Origin of the sequence: Pseudomonas mandelii, from assembly GCF_002251635.1 — a bacterium.
Classification (GTDB): Bacteria; Pseudomonadota; Gammaproteobacteria; order Pseudomonadales; family Pseudomonadaceae; genus Aquipseudomonas; species Aquipseudomonas mandelii_B.
In genome coordinates, this window is the sequence record NZ_NMOJ01000115.1 from 1 (window position 1) to 20,721 (window position 20,721).

Annotated in this window: 18 protein-coding genes and 1 pseudogene; 15 read left to right on the forward strand and 4 right to left on the reverse strand. The window is 60.4% G+C overall.

What is annotated here, in order from left to right; all coding sequences use genetic code 11:
• Positions 1-177 precede the first annotated feature (177 nt).
• The 4 genes from tauA to tauD all read left to right on the forward strand — a co-directional run bounded on the left by tauA (position 178) and on the right by tauD (position 3,782).
• Positions 178-1,155, forward strand: a complete 978-nt coding sequence (gene tauA, locus B7L09_RS16110) for a taurine ABC transporter substrate-binding protein (protein ID WP_094469664.1) — start codon at positions 178-180, stop codon at positions 1,153-1,155.
• Between the two features lie 17 nt (positions 1,156-1,172).
• Complete coding sequence (tauB, locus tag B7L09_RS16115) at positions 1,173-1,967, forward strand: taurine ABC transporter ATP-binding subunit (protein ID WP_094469665.1); 795 nt, start codon at positions 1,173-1,175, stop codon at positions 1,965-1,967.
• Positions 1,964-2,797 (forward strand): taurine ABC transporter permease TauC, encoded by an 834-nt coding sequence (tauC, locus tag B7L09_RS16120; protein WP_094469666.1) that lies wholly within the window; start codon positions 1,964-1,966, stop codon positions 2,795-2,797. Before tauB ends, tauC begins: the two co-directional genes overlap by 4 nt.
• Before the next feature lie 142 nt (positions 2,798-2,939).
• Positions 2,940-3,782 (forward strand): taurine dioxygenase, encoded by an 843-nt coding sequence (gene tauD, locus B7L09_RS16125; RefSeq protein ID WP_094469667.1) that lies wholly within the window; start codon positions 2,940-2,942, stop codon positions 3,780-3,782.
• A gap of 146 nt (positions 3,783-3,928) precedes the next feature.
• Here tauD and mgrA read toward each other — a convergent pair whose 3' ends face one another.
• On the reverse strand, positions 3,929-4,966 hold the full coding sequence (mgrA, locus tag B7L09_RS16130) for an L-glyceraldehyde 3-phosphate reductase (protein ID WP_094469668.1): 1,038 nt from the start codon (positions 4,964-4,966) through the stop codon (positions 3,929-3,931).
• A 179-nt stretch (positions 4,967-5,145) separates the two neighbouring features.
• A pseudogene (locus tag B7L09_RS16135) lies at positions 5,146-6,035 on the reverse strand (LysR family transcriptional regulator).
• A 130-nt stretch (positions 6,036-6,165) separates the two neighbouring features.
• Here B7L09_RS16135 and B7L09_RS16140 point away from each other — a divergent pair.
• A complete protein-coding gene (locus B7L09_RS16140; RefSeq protein ID WP_094469669.1) occupies positions 6,166-6,906 on the forward strand; it encodes an SDR family oxidoreductase in 741 nt (246 codons plus the stop codon).
• A gap of 132 nt (positions 6,907-7,038) precedes the next feature.
• Complete coding sequence (locus B7L09_RS16145; protein ID WP_094469670.1) at positions 7,039-7,299, forward strand: hypothetical protein; 261 nt, start codon at positions 7,039-7,041, stop codon at positions 7,297-7,299.
• Positions 7,300-7,317: 18 nt separating this feature from the next.
• On the opposite strand, the gene betT is transcribed toward B7L09_RS16145, so the two are convergent.
• Positions 7,318-9,273, reverse strand: a complete 1,956-nt coding sequence (gene betT, locus B7L09_RS16150) for a choline transporter BetT (RefSeq protein ID WP_176457716.1) — start codon at positions 9,271-9,273, stop codon at positions 7,318-7,320.
• A gap of 413 nt (positions 9,274-9,686) precedes the next feature.
• Positions 9,687-10,613, reverse strand: coding sequence for a serine O-acetyltransferase EpsC (gene epsC, locus B7L09_RS16155; RefSeq protein ID WP_094469672.1), 927 nt, complete (start codon positions 10,611-10,613; stop codon positions 9,687-9,689).
• A 190-nt stretch (positions 10,614-10,803) separates the two neighbouring features.
• On the opposite strand from epsC, the gene B7L09_RS16160 reads away from it, so the two are divergent.
• The 9 genes from B7L09_RS16160 (at position 10,804) to B7L09_RS16200 (ending at position 20,720) form a co-directional block, all read left to right on the forward strand.
• A complete protein-coding gene (locus B7L09_RS16160; RefSeq protein ID WP_094469673.1) occupies positions 10,804-11,796 on the forward strand; it encodes a D-cysteine desulfhydrase in 993 nt (330 codons plus the stop codon).
• Between the two features lie 354 nt (positions 11,797-12,150).
• Complete coding sequence (gene tcyJ, locus B7L09_RS16165) at positions 12,151-12,951, forward strand: cystine ABC transporter substrate-binding protein (protein ID WP_094469674.1); 801 nt, start codon at positions 12,151-12,153, stop codon at positions 12,949-12,951.
• Complete coding sequence (gene tcyL / locus B7L09_RS16170; protein ID WP_094469675.1) at positions 12,951-13,616, forward strand: cystine ABC transporter permease; 666 nt, start codon at positions 12,951-12,953, stop codon at positions 13,614-13,616. Before tcyJ ends, tcyL begins: the two co-directional genes overlap by 1 nt.
• Positions 13,617-13,620: 4 nt before the next feature.
• Complete coding sequence (gene tcyN, locus B7L09_RS16175) at positions 13,621-14,376, forward strand: L-cystine ABC transporter ATP-binding protein TcyN (protein ID WP_094469676.1); 756 nt, start codon at positions 13,621-13,623, stop codon at positions 14,374-14,376.
• A gap of 488 nt (positions 14,377-14,864) precedes the next feature.
• Positions 14,865-15,629: a hypothetical protein gene (locus tag B7L09_RS16180; RefSeq protein WP_094469677.1), complete on the forward strand. Its 765-nt coding sequence runs from the start codon at positions 14,865-14,867 to the stop codon at positions 15,627-15,629.
• Between the two features lie 323 nt (positions 15,630-15,952).
• Positions 15,953-17,194, forward strand: a complete 1,242-nt coding sequence (locus tag B7L09_RS16185) for an SfnB family sulfur acquisition oxidoreductase (RefSeq protein WP_094469678.1) — start codon at positions 15,953-15,955, stop codon at positions 17,192-17,194.
• Positions 17,195-17,217: 23 nt separating this feature from the next.
• Positions 17,218-18,411 carry an SfnB family sulfur acquisition oxidoreductase gene (locus B7L09_RS16190; protein ID WP_094469679.1) on the forward strand — a complete coding sequence of 398 codons (1,194 nt, stop codon included), beginning with the start codon at positions 17,218-17,220 and terminating at the stop codon, positions 18,409-18,411.
• Positions 18,411-19,769, forward strand: coding sequence for an LLM class flavin-dependent oxidoreductase (locus B7L09_RS16195; RefSeq protein WP_094469680.1), 1,359 nt, complete (start codon positions 18,411-18,413; stop codon positions 19,767-19,769). Before B7L09_RS16190 ends, B7L09_RS16195 begins: the two co-directional genes overlap by 1 nt.
• Before the next feature lie 141 nt (positions 19,770-19,910).
• Positions 19,911-20,720, forward strand: coding sequence for a MetQ/NlpA family ABC transporter substrate-binding protein (locus B7L09_RS16200; RefSeq protein WP_094469681.1), 810 nt, complete (start codon positions 19,911-19,913; stop codon positions 20,718-20,720).
• Position 20,721 lies beyond the last annotated feature (1 nt).

Sequence of the window (20,721 nt, forward strand, 5' to 3'; positions counted from 1 at the left end):
GCAGNCCTTCGGCCTCCAGCGGGAGCAAGCTCCCTCGCCACAAAAGCGATCCGCGACTATGCTCGCTTAGAATTTTCCGCTCATAAGCTCATTCGAAAAAGTTATTTATTTTCGNATTCTTAGATCATTTAGTCTCCTCACTCGCCGACCCTCGGCCGCCTGATTAGGAGCTTCTCAATGAAACTGAATTTCCCTCTTCGCCTCCTGGCGGCCGCGTCTCTGGCTGCGGCGAGTTTCTTTGCCCAGGCGGCTGACGTGACCGTCGCCTACCAGACCACCGTTGACCCGGCGAAAGTCGCCCAGGCCGACGGCGCTTACGAAAAAGCCACCNACGCCAAGATCGACTGGCGCAAATTCGACAATGGCGCCGACATCATCGCCGCCATCGCCTCCGGCGACGTGCAGATCGGCTACCTCGGTTCCAGCCCGCTGACCGCTGCCGTCACCCGCAAAGTCCCGGTAGAAACCTTCCTCATCGCCACCCAGATCGGCGCCGCTGAAGCCCTGGTCGCCCGCGACGGTTCCGGGATCAAAACCCCGCAGGACCTGATCGGCAAAAAAATCGCCGTGCCGTTCGTATCCACCGGCCACTACAGCCTGTTGGCCGCGCTGAAGCACTGGAACATCGACCCGTCGAAAGTCACCGTGCTCAACCTCGCTCCGCCAGCCATCATTGCCGCCTGGAAGCGCGGTGATATCGACGCGACCTACGTTTGGGACCCCGCCCTGGGCGTGGCCAAGGAAAACGGCAAGGTGCTGATCACCTCCGGCGAATTGGCCAAGTTCGGCGCGCCGACCTTCGATGCGTGGATCGTGCGTAAAGACTTCGCCGAGAAACACCCGGAAATCGTCACGGCGTTCGCCAAAGTGACCCTGGACGCCTACGCCGATTACCGAAAAGACCCGAAAGCCTGGCTCGCCGACACAGGCAACGTCGACAAACTGGTGAAGCTCTCCGGCGCCAAGGCCAGCGATATCCCGNTGCTGCTGCAAGGCAACGTCTACCCGCTGGCCGCTGACCAGGTGACGCTGCTGGGCGCACCGACCACCAAAGCGGTGACCGATACCGCCGCGTTCCTCAAGGAACAAGGCAAGGTCGACGCCGTGCTGCCGGACTACGCGCCTTACATCAGCGCCAAGTTCATCACTCACTGATTCGGGAGTTCATTGCGATGGCCTTGCTACAACTGGAGCGCATCAGCGCACAGTACCCAGGCGCCACAGAACCGGTACTGTCTGACATCTCACTCGACCTTGGGCCTCAGCAATTGCTGGTGGCTCTCGGGCCGTCCGGTAGTGGCAAGACCTCGCTATTGAACCTGATTGCCGGTTTCGTCGAACCTTCTGCCGGGCGCATCACCCTCGATGGCGTGCCAGTCAAAGGCCCCAGTGCCGAACGTGGCGTGGTGTTCCAGGACGACGCCCTGCTGCCGTGGCAGGACGTGCTGGCCAACGTTGGNTTCGGCCTGGAGCTGGCCGGCATTGCGCGGGAAAAACGTGAACTGCGCGCTCGGGAAATGCTCGCACTGGTGGATCTTTCAGGCTTCGAAAGTCGCCGCATCTGGCAGCTCTCGGGCGGCCAGAAACAGCGTGTCGGCCTGGCCCGCGCGCTGGCCGCCGACCCACGCGTTTTGCTGATGGATGAACCCTTCGGCGCGCTGGATGCCTTCACGCGCGAACAGATGCAGGAGTTGCTGCTGCAAGTCTGGCGGCGCACGGCCAAACCGGTATTCCTGATTACTCACGACATCGAAGAAGCGGTCTTTCTCGCCACCGATTTGATTCTGCTGGCGCCGAACCCGGGGCAAATCGTCGAGCGCCTGANCCTGGATTTCGGCCAACGCTACGCCGCCGGTGAATCGGCCCGGGCGATCAAGTCCGACCCGCGCTTCATCGAAACTCGCGAACACGTACTCGCCAAAGTGTTCTCCCAACGCAGCACCGCCCAGCGGCAGGAGCGCGCATGAGCAGCTATCAAATTCCCGCCGTTGCGGTGAAACCAGGTTCGACGGTCATTCCTGTACGCCGCAGTTTGAGTACGCGCTGGATCAGCGTGCTGACGCTGGTNACCTTGCTGGCGATCTGGTGGGCCGTGACCGCTACCGGTTTGATCGAACCCTTGTTCCTGCCACCACCGTCTGCCGTGCTGCAAAAAGGCTGGCTGTTGGTGACCACGGGCTACATGGACTCCACATTGTGGCAGCACTTGGGCGCGAGCTTGAGCCGTATCGGTCTGGGCCTGGGCTTTGCGGTGCTGACCGCCGTGCCGGTCGGCATTGCCATCGGCTCCAACCGAATTGCCCGCGGCATTCTCGACCCGTTGATCGAGTTCTACCGGCCGATTCCGCCGTTGGCCTACTTGCCGTTGATTGTGATCTGGTGCGGCATCGGCGAACTGTCCAAGGTGCTGCTGATTTACCTGGCGATCTTCGCGCCCATCGCCATCGCCACCGCGACCGGCGTGCGCACGGTCGACCCGGCCAAGCTGCGTGCCGCGCAGTCGTTGGGCGCGACCCGTGCCCAGTTGATTCGCCATGTGATCCTGCCGAGCGCCCTGCCCGACATCCTCACCGGTGTGCGCATCGGCCTGGGTGTGGGCTGGTCGACGCTGGTCGCCGCCGAGCTGATCGCCGCCACCAGCGGCCTGGGCTTTATGGTGCAGTCGGCGGCACAGTTTCTGGTCACTGACGTGGTGGTGCTGGGGATTCTGGTGATCGCCTTGATCGCCTTCGCCATGGAAATGGGCCTGCGNGCCCTGCAACGCAAACTGGTGCCGTGGCACGGCCAGGCCCACTAAATAACCCTGTGGGAGCGAGCTTGCTTCCACAAAGAGCTCAGCGCTCTGGATTGAAGAGAATCACCATGANCCACTAAATAACCCTGTGGGAGCGAGCTTGCTTCCACAAAGAGCTCAGCGCTCTGGATTGAAGAGAATCACCATGAGTAACCTGACCATCGTCCCCCTCAGCTCTGCCCTCGGCGCGCAAATCAGCGGCATCGACGTCAGCCAACCGCTGCATCAGGAACAACGCGATGCCATCGAGCAAGCGCTGCTCAAGCATCAAGTGCTGTTCTTCCGCGACCAGCCGATCACGCCACANCANCAGGCGCGCTTCGCGGCCAATTTTGGTGACCTGCATATTCACCCGATCTACCCCAACGTGCCGGAACAGCCCGAAGTGCTGATCCTCGACACCGCGGTGACCGATGTGCGTGATAACGCCGTGTGGCATACCGACGTGACCTTCCTGCCCACCCCTGCCCTCGGTGCGGTGCTCAGCGCCAAGCTGCTGCCGGCGTTTGGCGGCGACACGTTGTGGGCCAGTGGCATTGCGGCGTACGAAGCGTTGTCCGCGCCGATGAAAAGTTTGCTCGAAGGCCTGACGGCCACTCACGATTTCACCCGCTCGTTCCCCCTGGAACGTTATGGCAACACGCCTGAAGCACTGGCCCAGTGGGAAGAAGCACGCAGAAAGAATCCGCCGCTGTCGCACCCGGTGATCCGCACACACCCGGTGAGCGGGCGCCGCTCGTTGTTCCTCAATGAAGGCTTCACGTCGAAGATCAACGAGCTGTCGGACACCGAGAGCGAAGCGATTTTGAAGTTTCTGTTTGCTCACGCAACGCGGCCCGAATTTACGATTCGCTGGCGTTGGCAGAAGGATGACGTGGCCTTCTGGGATAACCGCGTGACACAGCATTACGCCGTGGATGATTACCGGCCGGCGCGGCGGGTGATGCAGCGGGCGACGGTGTTGGGGGATGTGCCGTTTTTTCGGTGAGCCCTGAGTTCTTTACTGCCTGTTCTGGCCCCATCGCGAGCAAGCTCGCTCCCACAGTGGATCTGTGTNNAACNCATAACCCTGTGGGAGCGAGCTTGCTCGCGATGGCGATCCAACAGGCGCCAGAAGATGTAGCGCCGGAACACTTACTCAGCCGTCGAAGGCTTCTTCCAAAGATTGATCCCGCCTTCCTGGGCAAACCGATCAATCTCCGCCAGTTCTTCGGCACTGAAGCTCAAGTTCTTCAACGCCCCGACGTTCTCGATGATTTGCTCTGGCCGGCTCGCACCGATCAGCGCACTGGTCACCCGTGGGTCACGCAGGGTCCAGGCCAACGCCAGTTGCGCCAGGCTCTGACCGCGACGCTTGGCGATTTCNTTCAACGCGCGCACGTGGGCGATGTTGGCTTCGGACAAGTGCTTGGCCTGCAACGAGCCGCCACCCGGGCGATTGACCCGCGCATCCGCCGGTACGCCGTTGAGGTACTTGTCGGTCAGCAAACCCTGGGCCAGCGGCGTGAACGCGATCACTCCGGCGCCAAGTTCTTCGGTGGTGTCCAGCAGGTCTTTTTCCACCCAGCGGTTGAGCAGGTTGTACGCCGGCTGGTGGATCAGCAACGGTACTTTCCACTCCTTGAGCAGCGCCGCGATTTCGCGGGTTTTCACGCCGGAATAAGACGAGATACCGATGTACAACGCCTTGCCTTGTTGCACGGCCGTGGCCAGGGCGCTGGCGGTTTCTTCCAGCGGGGTGTCGGCGTCGAAACGGTGCGAGTAAAAAATATCCACGTAGTCAACGCCCAGGCGCTGCAGGCTCTGATCCAGGCTCGCCAGCACGTATTTGCGCGAGCCGCCGCCCTGGCCGTAGGGGCCGGGCCACATGTCCCAACCAGCTTTGCTGGAGATGATCAGTTCGTCGCGGTAATGCTTGAAGTCTTCGCGCAGCAAACGGCCGAAGTTGATCTCGGCGCTGCCATAAGGCGGGCCGTAGTTGTTGGCCAGGTCGAAGTGGTTGATACCCAGGTCGAACGCGGTGCGCAGCAAGGCGCGCTGGGTGTCGATCGGGGTGCTGTCGCCAAAGTTGTGCCACAGCCCCAGGGACAGTGCAGGCAGCACCAATCCACTGCGGCCTACGCGGCGATAAGGGATAGCGTCATAGCGGTTTTCGGCAGCGGTGTAAGTCATCGAATCCTCTCTTGTCTGTCTTGAACTTGATATCGACTGCTTCGCAAGTTGCCCAGCATACGCCCAGACAAACGCCGATAAACCTCCGACTCGAGAAAATGCTGAAACGTTTCACAAGTTTCATCTTGATGATCGTTCCCACGCTCTGCGTGGGAACGATCAAGAGCAGCGAAGCGAGGTCAAACAGCCCCCGCAAACACCTCCCCTAACCAATCCACAAACACCCGAACCCGTGGCGACATGTGTCGGTTGTGGGGGTACAACACCGACACCGGCATCGGCGGGGGGGGCGTGTCGATGAGGACTTCTCGCACCAGGCCTTGGGCAATCTGCGCTTCCATTCGGTAATGCGGACACTGGATCAGGCCGAGCCCGGCAATCGCCGACGCCGCGTAGATTTCCGCGCCGAACACTGAGACCGCGCCTTCGATAGCGACTTCTTTCAGCTCACCATCGACCATGAATTCGAAGGGGAAAACTTGGCGGTGGTGCGCGAGACGTAGTTCACTGCGCGATGGTGTCTCAGGTCTTCCAGGCTTTGCGGTTCGCCGTATTTGCGCAGGTAGGCGGGGCTGGCGCAGGTGATCTGGCGCAGGTTGGCGATGCGTTTTCCGATCAGCGCCGAATCACTTAAGGTGCCGGCGCGCAGCACGCAGTCAACGCCTTCGGCAATCAAGTCGACAAAGCGGTCGGCCTCGCTGATGGACAATTCGATGTCCGGGTAACGCTCCATGAATTGTGGCAATGCCGGGATCACAAAATGCCTGGCCAGGGTGCCGTGCAGGTCAACGCGCAAGCGGCCTTTGGGTGCGCAGCCGCGAAACGCCAGTTCGGCCTCTTCCAGTTCCGCCAACAGTTGCACACAACGCAGGTAGTAGGCCTCGCCATCCAGTGTCGGGCGCACCTTACGCGTGCTGCGTTCGAGCAAACGCGTACCGAGCCACGCTTCGAATTGATTCAACGTATGGGTCAATGTCGCCCGCGGCAGGTTCAGGTCTTCGGCGGCCAGCGTGAAGCTGCTGCGCTCGTAGATCCGCACGAAGACCTTCATCGCTTTGACTTGATCCACGACATGGCTCCTGAAGCTTGATTGTTGGCGATTATTGAACAGTCAAGGCAACTCTCGTGCATTTATCGGCCTGAGTAAACATGTGAATCTGGCTCCACACCCAACAAACACCTTCAAAGGAATCACCGCCATGACTACTCAAACTTCAAAAGTTGCCATCGTGACCGGCGCCTCCCGCGGCATCGGCGCGGTGATCGCCAAACAACTGGCCAGCGAAGGTTTTGCCGTCGCCATCAATTACGCCAGCAGCGCCACCGAAGCCTCAAAACTGGTTGTTGAATTGCGCCAGGCCGGCCATCAAGCCATAGCGATCAAGGCCGACGTGGCCAATGCCGACGACATGCGCCGGATGTTCGACGAAACCGAAGCGCAGTTGGGCAAGGTCGATGTGCTGATCAATAACGCCGGCATTCTCAAAGTGATGCCGCTGGCGCAACACACGGATGAACTGTTCGACCAGACCTTCAACATCCATGCGCGCGGCACCTTCAACACCATGCGCGAAGCGGCCACGCGTTTGAATAACGGCGGGCGGATCGTCAACTTCTCCAGCAGCACCGTCGGCCTCAACCTGCCAGGCTACGCGGTGTACATCGCCAGCAAAGCGGCCGTGGAATCCCTGACCCAGGTATTCGCCAAAGAAATGCGCGGGCGCAACATCACCGTCAACGCAGTCGCCCCCGGACCGGTGGCGACCGAATTGTTTTTGCACGGCAAGAGCGAAGAGCAGATCCAGAACTTCGCCAAGATGCCGCCGCTGGAGCGTCTCGGTCAGCCGGAGGACATTGCTCGCGTGGTGTCGTTTCTGGTTGGGCCGGATTCGGCGTGGGTCAATGGGCAGATTCTGCGGGCTAATGGTGGATTGGTTTAAGCTGGTTTGCAGGCTTGCCCGCGAANNTGGGCAGATTCTGCGGGCTAATGGTGGATTGGTTTAAGCTGGTTTGCAGGCTTGCCCGCGAAGGCGGTCTTGAGGGCAGCACACATCTAAAGGACGGAATGCATCATGCACACCACGATCATCATCACCTTCGGCCTGATCCTGCTGGCGCTGATGCTGTTCATCGGCGACAAAATCGGCTTCAGCCGCGAGACCCTGGCCTACAGTTTTGTGGTCCTGTGGCTGGCCCTGACGCTGATCAACGGCGCGGTCGGCATGGTCAATGCCGGCCAGCCGTTGAGCACGGAACTGGTCGTTGGCAGCGCCGTGTTCGGTGTACCGGTGGCGGCGCTGGTGCTGTTCATGGTCCTGAGCACTGAACCATGAGCACCACCGCCCTGGCGATCAACGCACCAGATGCAAGAACTGCAAATGCCGTTCGTACTGATCGAGGATGTCGTTGATGATCTGCTCCTTGGTGTAGCCCACCAGATCGTAGTCCTGGCTGCCCTCNCTCAAATGCACTTCGGCCCGGTAATAGCGACGGTTGTTGATCTCTTTCGACCCCATGCCACCCCGGGCAAACGACGGCGTGAAGTAGCCGCGCATCTGCACCTGGTAGACGAACGGGTGCTCCTCGCCATGGCCGATTTCCAGGCTGACACTGTCATTGGACGGGTCAGGCTGAGTGACCACGTTCAAGCCTTTCTCGACAAATACCGCCGTCACTTCCTCGATCGCCGGGCGCACCGTTGTATCAAGGAAGCGGTACACCTCATCGCGAGACGGGAAATGCACAGCCTGAGTCAAACGTTGACGCCAGCCACCACGCCTTGACCCGGACACCGGCGCCAGGGAGTGCAGTTGCGCGATCTGCTTCTGCGATTCGAGATGGAAAGCCTTGTGCAGCCCCCACATCATCAACAGCAGGATCAGCGAGAACGGCAACGAGGTCAGTACCACTGCGGATTTCAGCGAGTCGATACTGCCAGAGAACAGCAGCGCACTGGTCACCAGCGCCGTCATCGCGCCCCAGAACACCCGCAGCCATTTCGGCCCGTCTTCATCCGGGTTGCCGCCCTTGGCGGAGAGCGTCGACAGCACCACGGTGCCGGAGTCGGCCGAGGTGACGAAGAACACGAAGCTGATAAACACCGTGACGGCGATCACGGTCTTGCTCCACGGATAGGTTTCCAGCAGCAAGTAGAGGCTCATCGACGGGTCGTCGATGGCCGACTGGCCGAGGGCGGTCAACCCGTGGTTGAGTACCTGGTCGATGGCGCTGTTGCCGAAGATCGACATCCACGCCAGGGTAAAGCCCAGCGGAATCAGCAGCACGCCGAAGACGAATTCGCGGATGGTCCGGCCACGGGAAATCCGGGCGATGAACAGGCCCACGAACGGCGACCACGCGATCCACCAAGCCCAATAGAACACCGTCCAACCGCCCAGCCAGTCACTGGGTTTGTCGTAGGCGTACACATCGAAGCTCTTGGTCGGCAACGCGCCGAGGTAGTCACCGATGTTCTGGATCAGCGTGTTGAGCAAGTGCTGGGTGGGCCCGGCGAACAACACAAACAGCAGCAGCGCACAGGCCAGCAGCATGTTGATGTCGGACATCACCCGCACACCCTTGTCGACACCGGCCACGGCCACGAGGATCGCCGCGCCCATCATCAGGGTGATCAGGCCGACCTGAATCCACTGGGTGTGGGCAACGCCGAACAGGTAGTCGAGCCCTGAGTTGAGGTGCAGCACACCAAAGCCCATGTCGGCACCCAGGCCGAACACCGTGGCGATGATGCCGAAGCCGTCCACGGCGTAACCGATCGGGCCGTTGATGCGCTTGCCAATCAGCGGATAGAGCGCCGAACGNAGCGCCAGCGGCAGGTTATGCCGGTAGGCGAAATACGCCAGGGCCATGCCGACAAAGGCGAACACGCCCCAACCATGCAGGCCCCAGTGCAGAAACAGGATCTGCATGGCCTGACGCGCCGCATCCGCCGTGCCGGCCTCGCCTTGCGGTGGTTGGGCCAAGTGAGTGAGCGGTTCGGACACGCAAAAGAAGAACAGCGTGATGCTGATCCCGGCGGCAAACAGCATGCCGGCCCAGGACAGGTAACTGAATTCGGGCTCGTCGTGGTCGGCACCGAGTTTTATCTTGCCGTAGCCTGATAGCGCGGTGACCACCACGAAGACCAGATACAGGGTCATCGCCAGCATGTAGTACCAGCCGACCGTATTGGCCGCCCAGTTTTGCGCCGCCAGCAGCCAGGCGCCGGCCTGTTCAGGCATGGCAATGACGACGATGCCGAACAGCAGAATGAAGGTCGCCGCGAAATAAAACACCGGCGGATTCATGCGGACCTGGCCGCTTGGAGGGACGGACGATGCACTCATGAAAGGCGCACCTCGAGGGGGTGAAACAGGGCAATCAGTAACGGACTCGGCAAGGCAAGCCTCCTGTTGTGAACGGGCAGCAAACCGGCGGTTTAACTTGAATGAGCGTTCAAGTTAAACATGAATAGGGTGCTAAGGACTAATCGCAGGGCTCGGCGGTTCCCTGTGGCGAGGGAGCTTGCTCAAGGATGAGTATGACGGGGGATTTGGAGGATTCGTTCAGCGGGAAATTAGCTAGATGCGAGTATTACGGTTCGGCTTTAAACCCATCGCGAGCAAGCCCGCTCCCACAGGTTTTGTGTTGAACGGACAAAACCTGTGGGAGCGTGGCTTGCCCGCGATGGCGTCAGCAAGACCACTAGAAATTCAGGGATTTACTTCTGCGTCCCATCATCATGCTGCAAGTTCGCCTGCGTCAGGTTGCACCCCGGTGGCACGCTACGGGTCAGCCAGACGTTGCCGCCAATGGTCGAGCCCTTGCCGATGGTGATGCGCCCCAGGATCGTCGCCCCGGCATAGATCACCACATCGTCCTCAACAATCGGATGGCGTGGATGGCCCTTCTGCAATTGCCCATCCTCATCCGCCGGGAAGCGTTTGGCGCCCAACGTCACGGCCTGGTAGATACGCACGCGCTCGCCGATGATCGCGGTCTCGCCGATCACCACACCGGTCCCGTGATCGATGAAGAAGCTACGACCGATCTGTGCGCCCGGATGGATGTCGATACCGGTGGCCGAGTGGGCGATTTCTGCGCTGATCCGTGCCAGCAGCGGCANGCCGGCGCGATACAAATGGTGCGCCAGGCGATGGTGAATCACCGCCAGAATCCCCGGATAGCACAGCAGCACTTCATCCACACTGCGCGCGGCCGGGTCGCCGTGATAGGCCGCCAGCACATCGGTGTCCAGCAAGCTACGCAGCCCCGGCAACGCGAGGGCAAAGTCTTGAATGATCGCAATGGTCTTGGCCTCGACTTCAGTGTCGGCCTCGGCGCTGTGGCGCGCGGCGTAACGCAGTTCGAGTCGCGCCTGGGCCAGCAACGCATTCAACGCGACGTCCAGCGTGTGGCCGACGTAGAAGTCTTCACTCTCCTCACGCAAATCCACCGGCCCCAGACGCATCGGAAACAAGGCACCGCACAGCGCTTCAAGAATTTCTGCCATGGCGGCCCGGGAAGGTAACTCGCGACCGCCCTGCTCGCCGCTGGCGCGGCCGTTTTGTGCGCGCCACTGGTCACGCGCAGTACGCAGCTGGCTGACGATGGTCTGCAATTGCCAATGGCTGGAACGCTCGCTCACGGTAAAAACTCCTCACGGGCGGCCGGACTGTCTGGCCGCGTTGTCGGCGATTACTTTACGGCAAGGGCTGGAAGCCGAATTAAGAACCAATTGTGCTGTGTTCCGCACGTTTGGATATAAGCGATTGGCGGTTGCCCATGCATATAGGCGTGCCTATAGTCCTGACATCTCCCTTGGCCAGTACGGACCCATGATCAAACAACAGCTTGCCCGCTTTAACCGCCTCGACCTCCTCGGCCACCCTACCGCACTTGAAAAACTCGAACGGCTGTCGACCTGGCTNGGCAGGGATATCTACGTCAAACGCGATGACACCACGCCGCTGGCCATGGGCGGCAACAAGCTGCGCAAACTTGAATACCTGGCGGCCGATGCCCTCGCCCAGGGCGCCGACACATTGATTACCGCTGGCGCGCTTCAGTCCAACCACGTGCGCCAGACTGCCGCCATTGCAGCCAGGCTTGGCCTGGGCTGCGTCGCGCTACTGGAAAACCCGTTGGGCACCGACGACGCCAACTACCTGGGCAACGGCAATCGGCTGCTGCTCGACCTGTTCGATGCCAAGGTCGAACTGGTGGAAAACCTCGACAACGCCGACGAACAACTGCAGGCCTTGGCCGACCGCCTGCGCAGCAACGGCAAGAAGCCGTACCTGGTGCCGATCGGCGGCTCCAATGCCCTGGGTGCCTTGGGTTATGTGCGCGCCGGGCTGGAGCTGGCCGAACAGATCAAGGACACCGGTCTGCAATTCGCCGCCGTGGTCCTGGCCTCGGGCAGTGCCGGGACCCACAGTGGTCTGGCGCTGGCACTGAGTGAAGTACTGCCGGATTTGCCAGTGATTGGTGTCACGGTTTCCCGTAGCGATGAAGATCAGCGCCCGAAAGTCCAGGGCCTGGCCGAGCGCACTGCCGAGTTGCTGGGCGTGAGCCTGCCGGCGAGTTTCAAGGTCGAGTTGTGGGACGAATATTTTGGCCCGCGCTATGGCGAACCGAATGCCGGAACGCTGGCGGCGGTTAAGCTGGTGGCAAGTCAGGAAGGGTTGTTGCTGGATCCGGTTTACACCGGCAAGGCGATGGCCGGATTGCTCGATGGCATCGGTCGTCAGCGCTTCAACGACGGCCCGATCATCTTCCTGCACACGGGCGGGGCGCCGGCGTTGTTTGCCTATAAAGACTTCCTGTAGTGATCGTTCCCACGCTCTGCGTGGGAATGCAGCCCGGGACGCTCTGCGTCCCATTGGAACGCGGAGTCCCCCACGGTCAGCCCGGGACGCTCTGCGTCCCATTGGAACGCGGAGCGTCCCTTGAGGCATTCCCACGCAGAGCGTGGGAACAATCTCGCTGACATATTCGAATAAAGAATAACAAACTCAATATTTATTATTTTCCTATCTAAAAGCGCCATCATATAGTCACGCCGCAGGCGAATTTGCAGCGAGACGCATACGCTGCTTTAGGGCAGGATATTGCAGTCGTCCAAATCCCGATTTTGCCAACATTCCTAAAAGCGTCTTCATAAGAAAACACAGGGGCTTGTCATGAATTTTTCCGCACTACGTCGAAATCTGCTGGTCGGTTCGCTGGGCCTGGCGCTGAGCGCCGGTCTGCTGGGGCAAGCGGTTGCCGGTGAGCAGCTGCAAAAAATCAAGGACGCAGGCGTGATCAACGTCGGCCTGGAAGGCACCTACCCACCGTTCAGCTTCGTCGACGCCGACGGCAAACTGGCCGGTTTCGAAGTCGAGTTCTCCGAAGCCCTGGCCAAAGAACTGGGCGTGAAGGTCAAACTGCAACCGACCAAATGGGACGGCATCCTCGCGGCGCTGGAATCCAAGCGCCTGGACGCCGTGGTCAACCAGGTGACCATCTCCGAAGAGCGCAAGAAAAAGTATGACTTCTCCAAGCCNTACACCGTTTCCGGGATTCAGGCGCTGGTGCTGACCAAGAAGGCCGCGGAGCTGAACATCAAGACTGCCGCCGATCTGGCCGGCAAAAAAGTCGGCGTAGGCCTGGGCACCAACTACGAGCAATGGCTCAAAGACAANCAACCCAAAGCCATCATCAAGACTTACAACGATGACCCAACCAAGTTCCAGGACCTGCGCATCGGCCGCATCGACGCCATCCTGATCGACCGCCTGGCAGCCCTGGAATACGCCAAAAAAGCCCCGGACACTGCCGCTGCTGGCGATGCCTTCTCCCGTCAGGAAGCCGGTATTGCCCTGCGCAAAGGCGAGCCTGAANTGCTGGCGGCGGTGAACAAAGCTCTCGACAAGCTGCGCGCCGACGGCACCTTGAAGAAGCTGTCCGAGAAATACTTCAACGCTGACGTCACTCAATAATGGAAGCAGGTTTCCAACTCGCGCTGGACTCCGCGCCCTTCCTGCTCAAGGGCGCGTATTACACGGTGATTCTTAGCCTCGGCGGAATGTTTTTCGGCTTGCTGCTGGGCTTCGGCCTGGCCTTGATGCGCTTGTCGCGCTTCAAGCTATTGAGCTGGACTGCCCGTGTCTACGTGTCGTTCTTTCGCGGCACGCCNTTGCTGGTGCAACTGTTCGTGATCTATTACGGCTTGCCGCAATTGGGCATGGAACTCGATCCGCTGCCGGCAGCCCTGATCGGCTTCTCGCTGAACATGGCCGCTTACGCCTGTGAAATCCTGCGTTCCGCGATCAGCTCCATCGAGCGCGGCCAGTGGGAAGCGGCTGCCAGTATCGGCATGACCCGCGCGCAGACCCTGCGCCGGGCCATCCTGCCGCAGGCCATGCGCACGGCCTTGCCGCCGCTGGGCAACAGCTTTATTTCGCTGGTCAAGGATACGGCGCTGGCCGCCACCATCCAGGTGCCCGAGCTGTTCCGCCAGGCGCAGCTGATCACAGCACGCACCTTCGAAGTGTTCACCATGTACCTTGCCGCCGCGCTGATCTACTGGATTCTGGCCACGGTGCTCTCGCACCTGCAGAACAAGTTGGAAGAGCGGGTCAATCGGCATGACCAGGAGTCCTGACCCAATGATTGTCGTGGAAAAACTGACAAAGCAGTTCAAGGGTCAAGTGGTGCTCAACGGCATCGATCTGGAAGTGAAGGAAGGTGAGGTGGTGGCGATCATCGGGCCTAGCGGCTCGGGTAAAACCACGTTCCTGCGTTGCCTGAATTTTCTGGAAGAACCTACCAGCGGCCGGATCAAGGTCGGTGACATCGAGATCGATGGCAGCCGCCCGTTGAATCAGCAGCAGAGCCTGGTGCGGCGCTTGCGTCAGCACGTCGGCTTCGTGTTCCAGAACTTCAACCTGTTCCCCCATCGCACCGCCCTGGAAAACGTCATCGAAGGCCCGATCATCGTGAAGAAGATCCCGCACGCCGACGCCGTTGCCCTGGGTAAAAAGCTGTTGGCCAGGGTTGGCCTGGCGGGCAAGGAAGACGCTTACCCGCGACGCCTTTCCGGTGGTCAGCAACAGCGTGTGGCGATTGCCCGTGCGCTGGCGATGGAGCCGGAAGTGATCCTGTTCGATGAACCCACCTCAGCGCTCGACCCGGAGCTGGTCGGCGAAGTGCTGGCGACCATCCGCAGCCTGGCCGAAGAAAACCGCACCATGGTGATCGTCACCCACGAAATGGGCTTTGCCCGGGACGTGGCCAACCGTGTGGTGTTTTTCGACAAGGGTGTGATCGTCGAGCAAGGCGAAGCCAAAGCGTTGTTTGCCAACCCGAAAGAAGAACGGACTAAGCAGTTCCTCAGCAAGTTCCTGAATAACGCCCACCATTAACATCGCTTCACTGCTTGTTAACTTCCATGGATGGAAGTGACAACTCCCCCACCCCCACATCGTTCAACACTCTCTTTTCGTTCACTCGAACAATAGATCAGTTTTTACAACTGCATGCGGTACATATATATGTCCTGCAACAGATTCAACGCGCCTAAAATCCGCCAAATCCAGTGCCCTCGATGAGCACACGTTCGCCGCCACCCACCCTTGAAAATCGACAAATACGCGGCGAAATTCGACGGAGCAGTGCGGCTTATTAACTTCAATGCGTAGGATTTTTCTGAATAACGCTGAATGCACTACTTAACTAGCCAGTTCTATTGACACCCATTCAAGCTCACTCTTATCTAGTCTCCAGCAGGCGTCAGCCATCGTTCAAAATCATTATTTAAACTTGCAAATAGTGAACAACTTTGTTGCTCGGTAATACACGCCTTTTGATTTTTCAGAAACGGACTTCGCTGCAAGGCTTCAAGGAGAAACCCATGACAAGCACCTCGAATAAATCCGGACTTGCGGCCCCTACCCTGGCGCAATCCCACAAGACCGGCATCAATGTCACTTCGGCGGCCCACCTGCTGATCGATGTGGCGCCCTACCCCGGCATGGACGAAGGCGACCTGATCGAACTGTTCTGGGACAACTGCTACGTCGCTTCCCGCGTCCTCATGGCCGACGATGTCGGCGAAGTCGTCAGCCTGCGTGTACCGCAAAGCTTCATTGCCAATGGCTCCTCCTGCATTCACTACCGCATCATGCAGGTCGGACAAGGGCCGGCGCTGTCGCTCGCCACACGGGTACAGATCAAGCTCGATTGCCCGGGCGGTCAGCCACTCACGCTGTGCGGTCATGAAAACGAGCACCTGGCGCCAGTGGGCATCCCCGAAACCATTCGCCGTCAGGGGGTCAATCCGAACCAGATCAAACGCGGCGTACCGTTGACCATCGAGCCTTACCTGAACATGGCCGTCGACGATGAAATCACCCTGCGCTGGGGGGATGTGCGCATGGACCTGCCGCCGCTCAAGGCTGATGGAGTGGGTAAGCCGATTCAAGTCTGGGTGCCGCCGGCGATCATCCTCGAAGCGGGCGAAGACCTTCGGCTGGAAGTGACTTACTGCATCCTCGATCGCGTGGGCAACAACTCCGGCTGGGCACCGCCGCGCAGGTTGAAGATCGGTTGCGCCAATCCCTACCTGAAGGCCCGGCCCAAAGAGATGCTCATGGCCGCCGAACCGCGCAAGAAGTGAAAACACCGCCGTCCCACTGTGGGAGCGGGCTTGCTCGCGAAGAGGTCATGTCAGTCGCCATCAATGTTGNCTACGAGGCAAGTGTTGCTGCATAAACATGTGTTGCGCTACGAACAGACACCCTTCTATGCATATTCCTAAAAGTTAGTTTATTAATTATTTATACGCGTTTAGGGTATATAAACCGGACCACCGGACATTCTTGTTTTTATTTCGCCGCAACCATCGCGGCGACCCATGAGATGTGAGGTAGGTATGGTCCGGAACACAATCACCCCAGTGCAGATCGCCAGGGCATTGCGTGCAGCCAAGGAGCGGCACTGATGTCCAGTCTGGCAGATGCAATCGTTCAGAGTGATCTGGACATCGCCCCCCTGTTGTTGCCCGCGCAGGTCTTGCGCAACGACGCACAAGCCATCAAGGCCGCCCATGAGCTGGCGCAAGTCGCCCGCCTGCAAGCGGCCAAACGTGACCGGCAGCGCAAGTTGCCATGGTCGGAAATCGAACAGTTCACCCGCAGCGGATTGGGCAGCATTGCCATCCCGCGCGAGTACGGTGGCCCACAAGTTTCGTTTTTCACCCTGGCCGAAGTTTTCGCGATCATTTCCGCGGCAGACCCGGCACTGGGACAGATCCCGCAGAACCAGTTCGGCATCCTGAACCTGGTACTCGGCAGCGCCACCGAGGCGCAGAAAAAACAGCTGTTCAAAAGCGTGCTCGAAGGCTGGCGCATCGGCAATGCCGGGCCCGAACGCGGTACCAAAAATACCCTGGAACTCAAAGCGCGGATCACCGCTGACGGGGATGGTTTTGTCATCAGCGGGCAGAAGTTTTACTCCACCGGCGCACTGTTCGCCCATTGGGTGGCGGTCAAGGCGCTGAACGACGACGGCAAGCAAGTGCTCGCCTTCGTCCGTCGCGGCACACCGGGCCTGCGCATCGTGGATGACTGGTCAGGCTTCGGCCAGCGCACCACCGCCAGCGGCACCATTTTGCTCAACAACGTGCGGGTCGACGCCGAGCTGGTGGTGGATAACTGGAAGATCAACGACAGCCCGAACATCCAGGGTGCCGTGTCGCAATTGATTCAAGCCGCCATCGACGCCGGCATCGCCCGGGGCGCCCTCGACGACACCATCGCCTTCGTGCGTGAACGTTCGCGCCCGTGGATCGACGCCAAGGTCGAGCGCGCCAGCGATGACCTGTATGTGATTGCCGATATCGGCAAGCTGAAAATCGAACTGCACGCCGCCGAAGCACTGCTGCGCAAGGCCGGCAAGGTGCTGGACGAGGTCAGCGCGGCGCCAATCACCGCGCAATCCGCCGCCAGGGCATCGATTGCCGTGGCCGAGGCGAAAGTGCTGACCACCGAAGTGTCGCTGCTGGTCAGCGAAAAGCTCTTCGAGCTGGCCGGCAGCCGCGCCACCCTCGCCGAATTCAACCTCGACCGCCACTGGCGCAACGCCCGCGTGCATACCCTGCACGACCCGGTGCGTTGGAAGTATCACGCCNTCGGCAGCTATCACCTGAACGGCACGCTGCCGGCGCGCCACTCCTGGATTTAACGACCAGATCTCTGGAGAAACACATGACTCTTTCTCACCACGTCGCGGTCATCACCAGCGATGAGCAAGCCCTGATCGTCGCCACCGATCTGGCCGAAGATTTCAAACGCGACAGCGCCCTGCGCGACCGCGAACGTCGCCTGCCGCACCCGGAGCTGGAAGTGTTTTCCCGCTCGGGTCTTTGGGGCATCAGCGTGCCCAAGGAGTACGGCGGCGCGGGCGTTTCCAACGTGACCCTGGCCAAAGTGATCGCACTGATTGCCCAGGCTGACGGCTCGCTCGGACAGATCCCGCAGAACCATTTCTACGCCCTTGAAGTGCTGCGCGTCAACGGCAGCCCCGCGCAGCAGCAACGCCTGTACGCCGAAGTGCTCGCCGGCCAGCGTTTCGGCAACGCCCTGGCGGAGCTGGGCACAAAGACCGCCCATGACCGCGTCACCAGCCTGACCCGCGACGGTGACGGATATCGCATCAACGGTCGCAAGTTCTACGCGACCGGCGCAATCTACGCCCAACGCATCCCGACGTCGGTGGTGGATGAGCACGGCGTGCAGCAACTGGCGTTTGTGCGCCGCGACAGCGAAGGCCTGACGGTGATTGACGACTGGAGTGGCTTCGGCCAGCGCACCACCGGCAGCGGCTCCGTCGTGTTCGATAACGTGTGGGTCGCCGCCCAGGACGTGATCCCGTTCCAGAGCGCTTTCGAGCGCCCGACCACCGTCGGCCCACTGGCACAGATTCTTCACGCCGCCATCGACACCGGCATCGCGCGCGCCGCCTTCGAAGATGCGCTGCACTTTGTGCGCACCAAGACCCGCCCGTGGATCGACGCCGGCAACGACAAGGCCACCGAAGACCCGCTCACCCTGAAGAGCTTCGGCCACCTGAGCATTCGCCTGCACGCCACCGAAGCTTTGCTGGAACGCTCCGGCGAATTCCTCGACAAAGCTCAGGCCGACACCAACGCCGAGACCGTCGCCGCCGCGTCGATTGCCGTTGCCGAAGCCCGCGCCATCAGCACCGAAATCTCCCTCGCTGCCGGCAGCACCCTGTTCGAACTGGCCGGCAGCCAGGCGACGCTGANCGAACACGGCCTCGACCGCCACTGGCGCAACGCCCGGGTGCACACCCTGCACGACCCGGTGCGCTGGAAGTACCACGCGGTGGGCAACTACTACCTCAACGATGAAAACCCGCCACTGCGGGGGACCATCTGATGGNCNAGNCGAAAAANAAAATCCTGCTCAATGCCTTCAACATGAACTGCATCGGGCATATCAACCACGGCCTGTGGACGCATCCACGGGACACCTCGACGCAGTATAAAACCGTCGAGTACTGGACCGAACTGGCGCAGACCCTGGAGCGTGGGTTGTTCGACGGCCTGTTCATCGCCGACATCGTCGGCGTGTACGACGTTTACCAGAACTCTATCGACGTGCCGCTCAAGGAGTCGATCCAACTGCCGGTCAACGACCCGCTGCTGCTGGTCTCGGCCATGGCGGCGGTGACTAAAAACCTCGGCTTCGGCCTCACCGCCAACCTCACCTACGAGCCGCCGTACCTGTTCGCCCGGCGCATGTCCACGCTCGATCACCTGAGCCGTGGCCGGGTCGGCTGGAACATCGTCACCGGTTACCTCGACAGCGCTGCCAAGGCCATGGGCCTCACGGAACAGGTCGAGCATGACCGGCGCTACGACCAGGCCGACGAATACCTGGAGGTGCTGTACAAACTCTGGGAAGGCAGCTGGGAAGACGACGCGGTCATCAATGATCCGCAGCAAAGGGTCTACGCGCAGCCGGGCAAGGTGCACAAGGTCGAGCACCATGGCGAGTTCTATCAGGTGGAGGGTTATCACCTGTGCGAGCCGTCGCCACAGCGCACGCCGGTGCTGTTCCAGGCCGGCAGTTCGGACCGTGGCCTGCTGTTCGCCGGGCGACATGCCGAGTGCGTGTTCATCAGCGGGCAGAACAAGGCGGCGACCAAGGTCCAGGTGGACAAGGTACGCGCCAGCGCCGTCGAAGCCGGACGCAACCCGGATGACATCAAGGTGTTCATGGGCCTCAACGTGATTGTTGGCGCCACGCAAGAGCTGGCCTGGGCCAAGCACGCCGAGTACCTGAGCTACGCCAGCCCTGAAGCCGGCGTGGCGCATTTTTCGGCGTCGACGGCGATTGATTTTTCCCAATACGCGATCGATGAACCGATCCAGTACGTGAAAAGCAACGCGATTCAGTCGGCCACCAAGAACCTGCAAAACAACGACTGGACCCGGCGCAAATTGCTCGAGCAACACGCCCTCGGCGGCCGCTACATCACCTTGGTCGGCTCGCCCGAGCAAGTGGCGGACGAACTCGAATCGTGGATCGCCGAAACCGGGCTCGATGGCTTCAACCTGACACGGATTGTCACGCCGGAAAGCTATGTGGATTTCATTGAGCTGGTGATTCCGGAGTTGCAGCGGCGTGGGTCGTACAAGACCGCTTATGACGACGGCAGCCTGCGGGAAAAGCTGTTTCACGGCGAGGCGCATTTGCCTGAGCAACATACGGGCTCGGCGTTTCGCCGCTAAAAGCATCGCCAGCAAGCCGGCTCCTACAAGGACAACGCATTCCCCTGTAGGAGCCGGCNGCATTCCCCTGTAGGAGCCGGCTTGCTGGCGATGAGGCCCTGACAAACACTCCAAATTTATGCCCTGACTGGAAAAAACCTCATGAAAAAGAACTCCCTCTCCCACCCAGTCAAAGCACTGGCCCTGGCCCTCGGTTTATTCAGCTCGGCGGTGTTTGCTGCCGATGCACCGCTGAAAGTCGGCACCACCGCCGCGTTCGCGATCCCGCTGGAAGCCGCCGTGGCAGAAGCCGGCAAACAAGGCCTGCAAGTCGACTTGGTGGAGTTCAGCGACTGGATCGCCCCCAACGTCAGCCTCGCGGCCGGCGATATCGACGTGAACTACTTCCAACACATCCCGTTCCTGGAAAACGCCAAGGCCGCCGCCGGCTTCAAGCTGGAGCCGTATGCGCCGGGCATCATCAACAACGTCGGGCTGTATTCGAAGAAGTACAAAAGCTTTAACGACCTGCCCCAAGGGGCCAGCGTGGCGATTGCCAACGACCCGATCAACAGTGGTCGCGGCCTGCAACTGCTGGCCAAGGCCGGCTTGATCACGCTGAAGCCGGGGGTGGGCTACAAGGCCACCGAAGAAGACATCATCGCCAATCCGAAGAAGATCAAAATCCTGCAGGTAGAAGCTGTGCAACTGGTGCGCGCCTATGACGACGCCGACCTGGTGCAGGGTTATCCGGCGTATATCCGCCTGTCCAAGACCTTCGATGCCGAGTCGGCGCTGCTGTTCGACGGCCTCGACCACCCGGAATACGTGATCCAGTTTGTCGTCCAGCCCAAGAGCAAAACCGATCCGCGTGTGATCAAGTTCGTCGACATCTACCAGCACTCGCCGGTGGTGCGCGCAGCCCTGGATAAGGCCCACGGCAAGCTCTATCAAGCCGGTTGGGAAAGCTGAG

Excerpts from the sequence above, each read along its gene's own strand:
- B7L09_RS16140 (WP_094469669.1), top strand. The coding sequence starts at position 6,166 with ATGACTACTCAAACTTCAAAAGTTGCCATCGTGACCGGCGCCTCCCGC.
- B7L09_RS16145 (WP_094469670.1), top strand. The coding sequence starts at position 7,039 with ATGCACACCACGATCATCATCACCTTCGGCCTGATCCTGCTGGCGCTG.
- tcyN (WP_094469676.1), top strand. The coding sequence starts at position 13,621 with ATGATTGTCGTGGAAAAACTGACAAAGCAGTTCAAGGGTCAAGTGGTG.
- B7L09_RS16180 (WP_094469677.1), top strand. The coding sequence starts at position 14,865 with ATGACAAGCACCTCGAATAAATCCGGACTTGCGGCCCCTACCCTGGCG.
- B7L09_RS16200 (WP_094469681.1), top strand. The coding sequence starts at position 19,911 with ATGAAAAAGAACTCCCTCTCCCACCCAGTCAAAGCACTGGCCCTGGCC.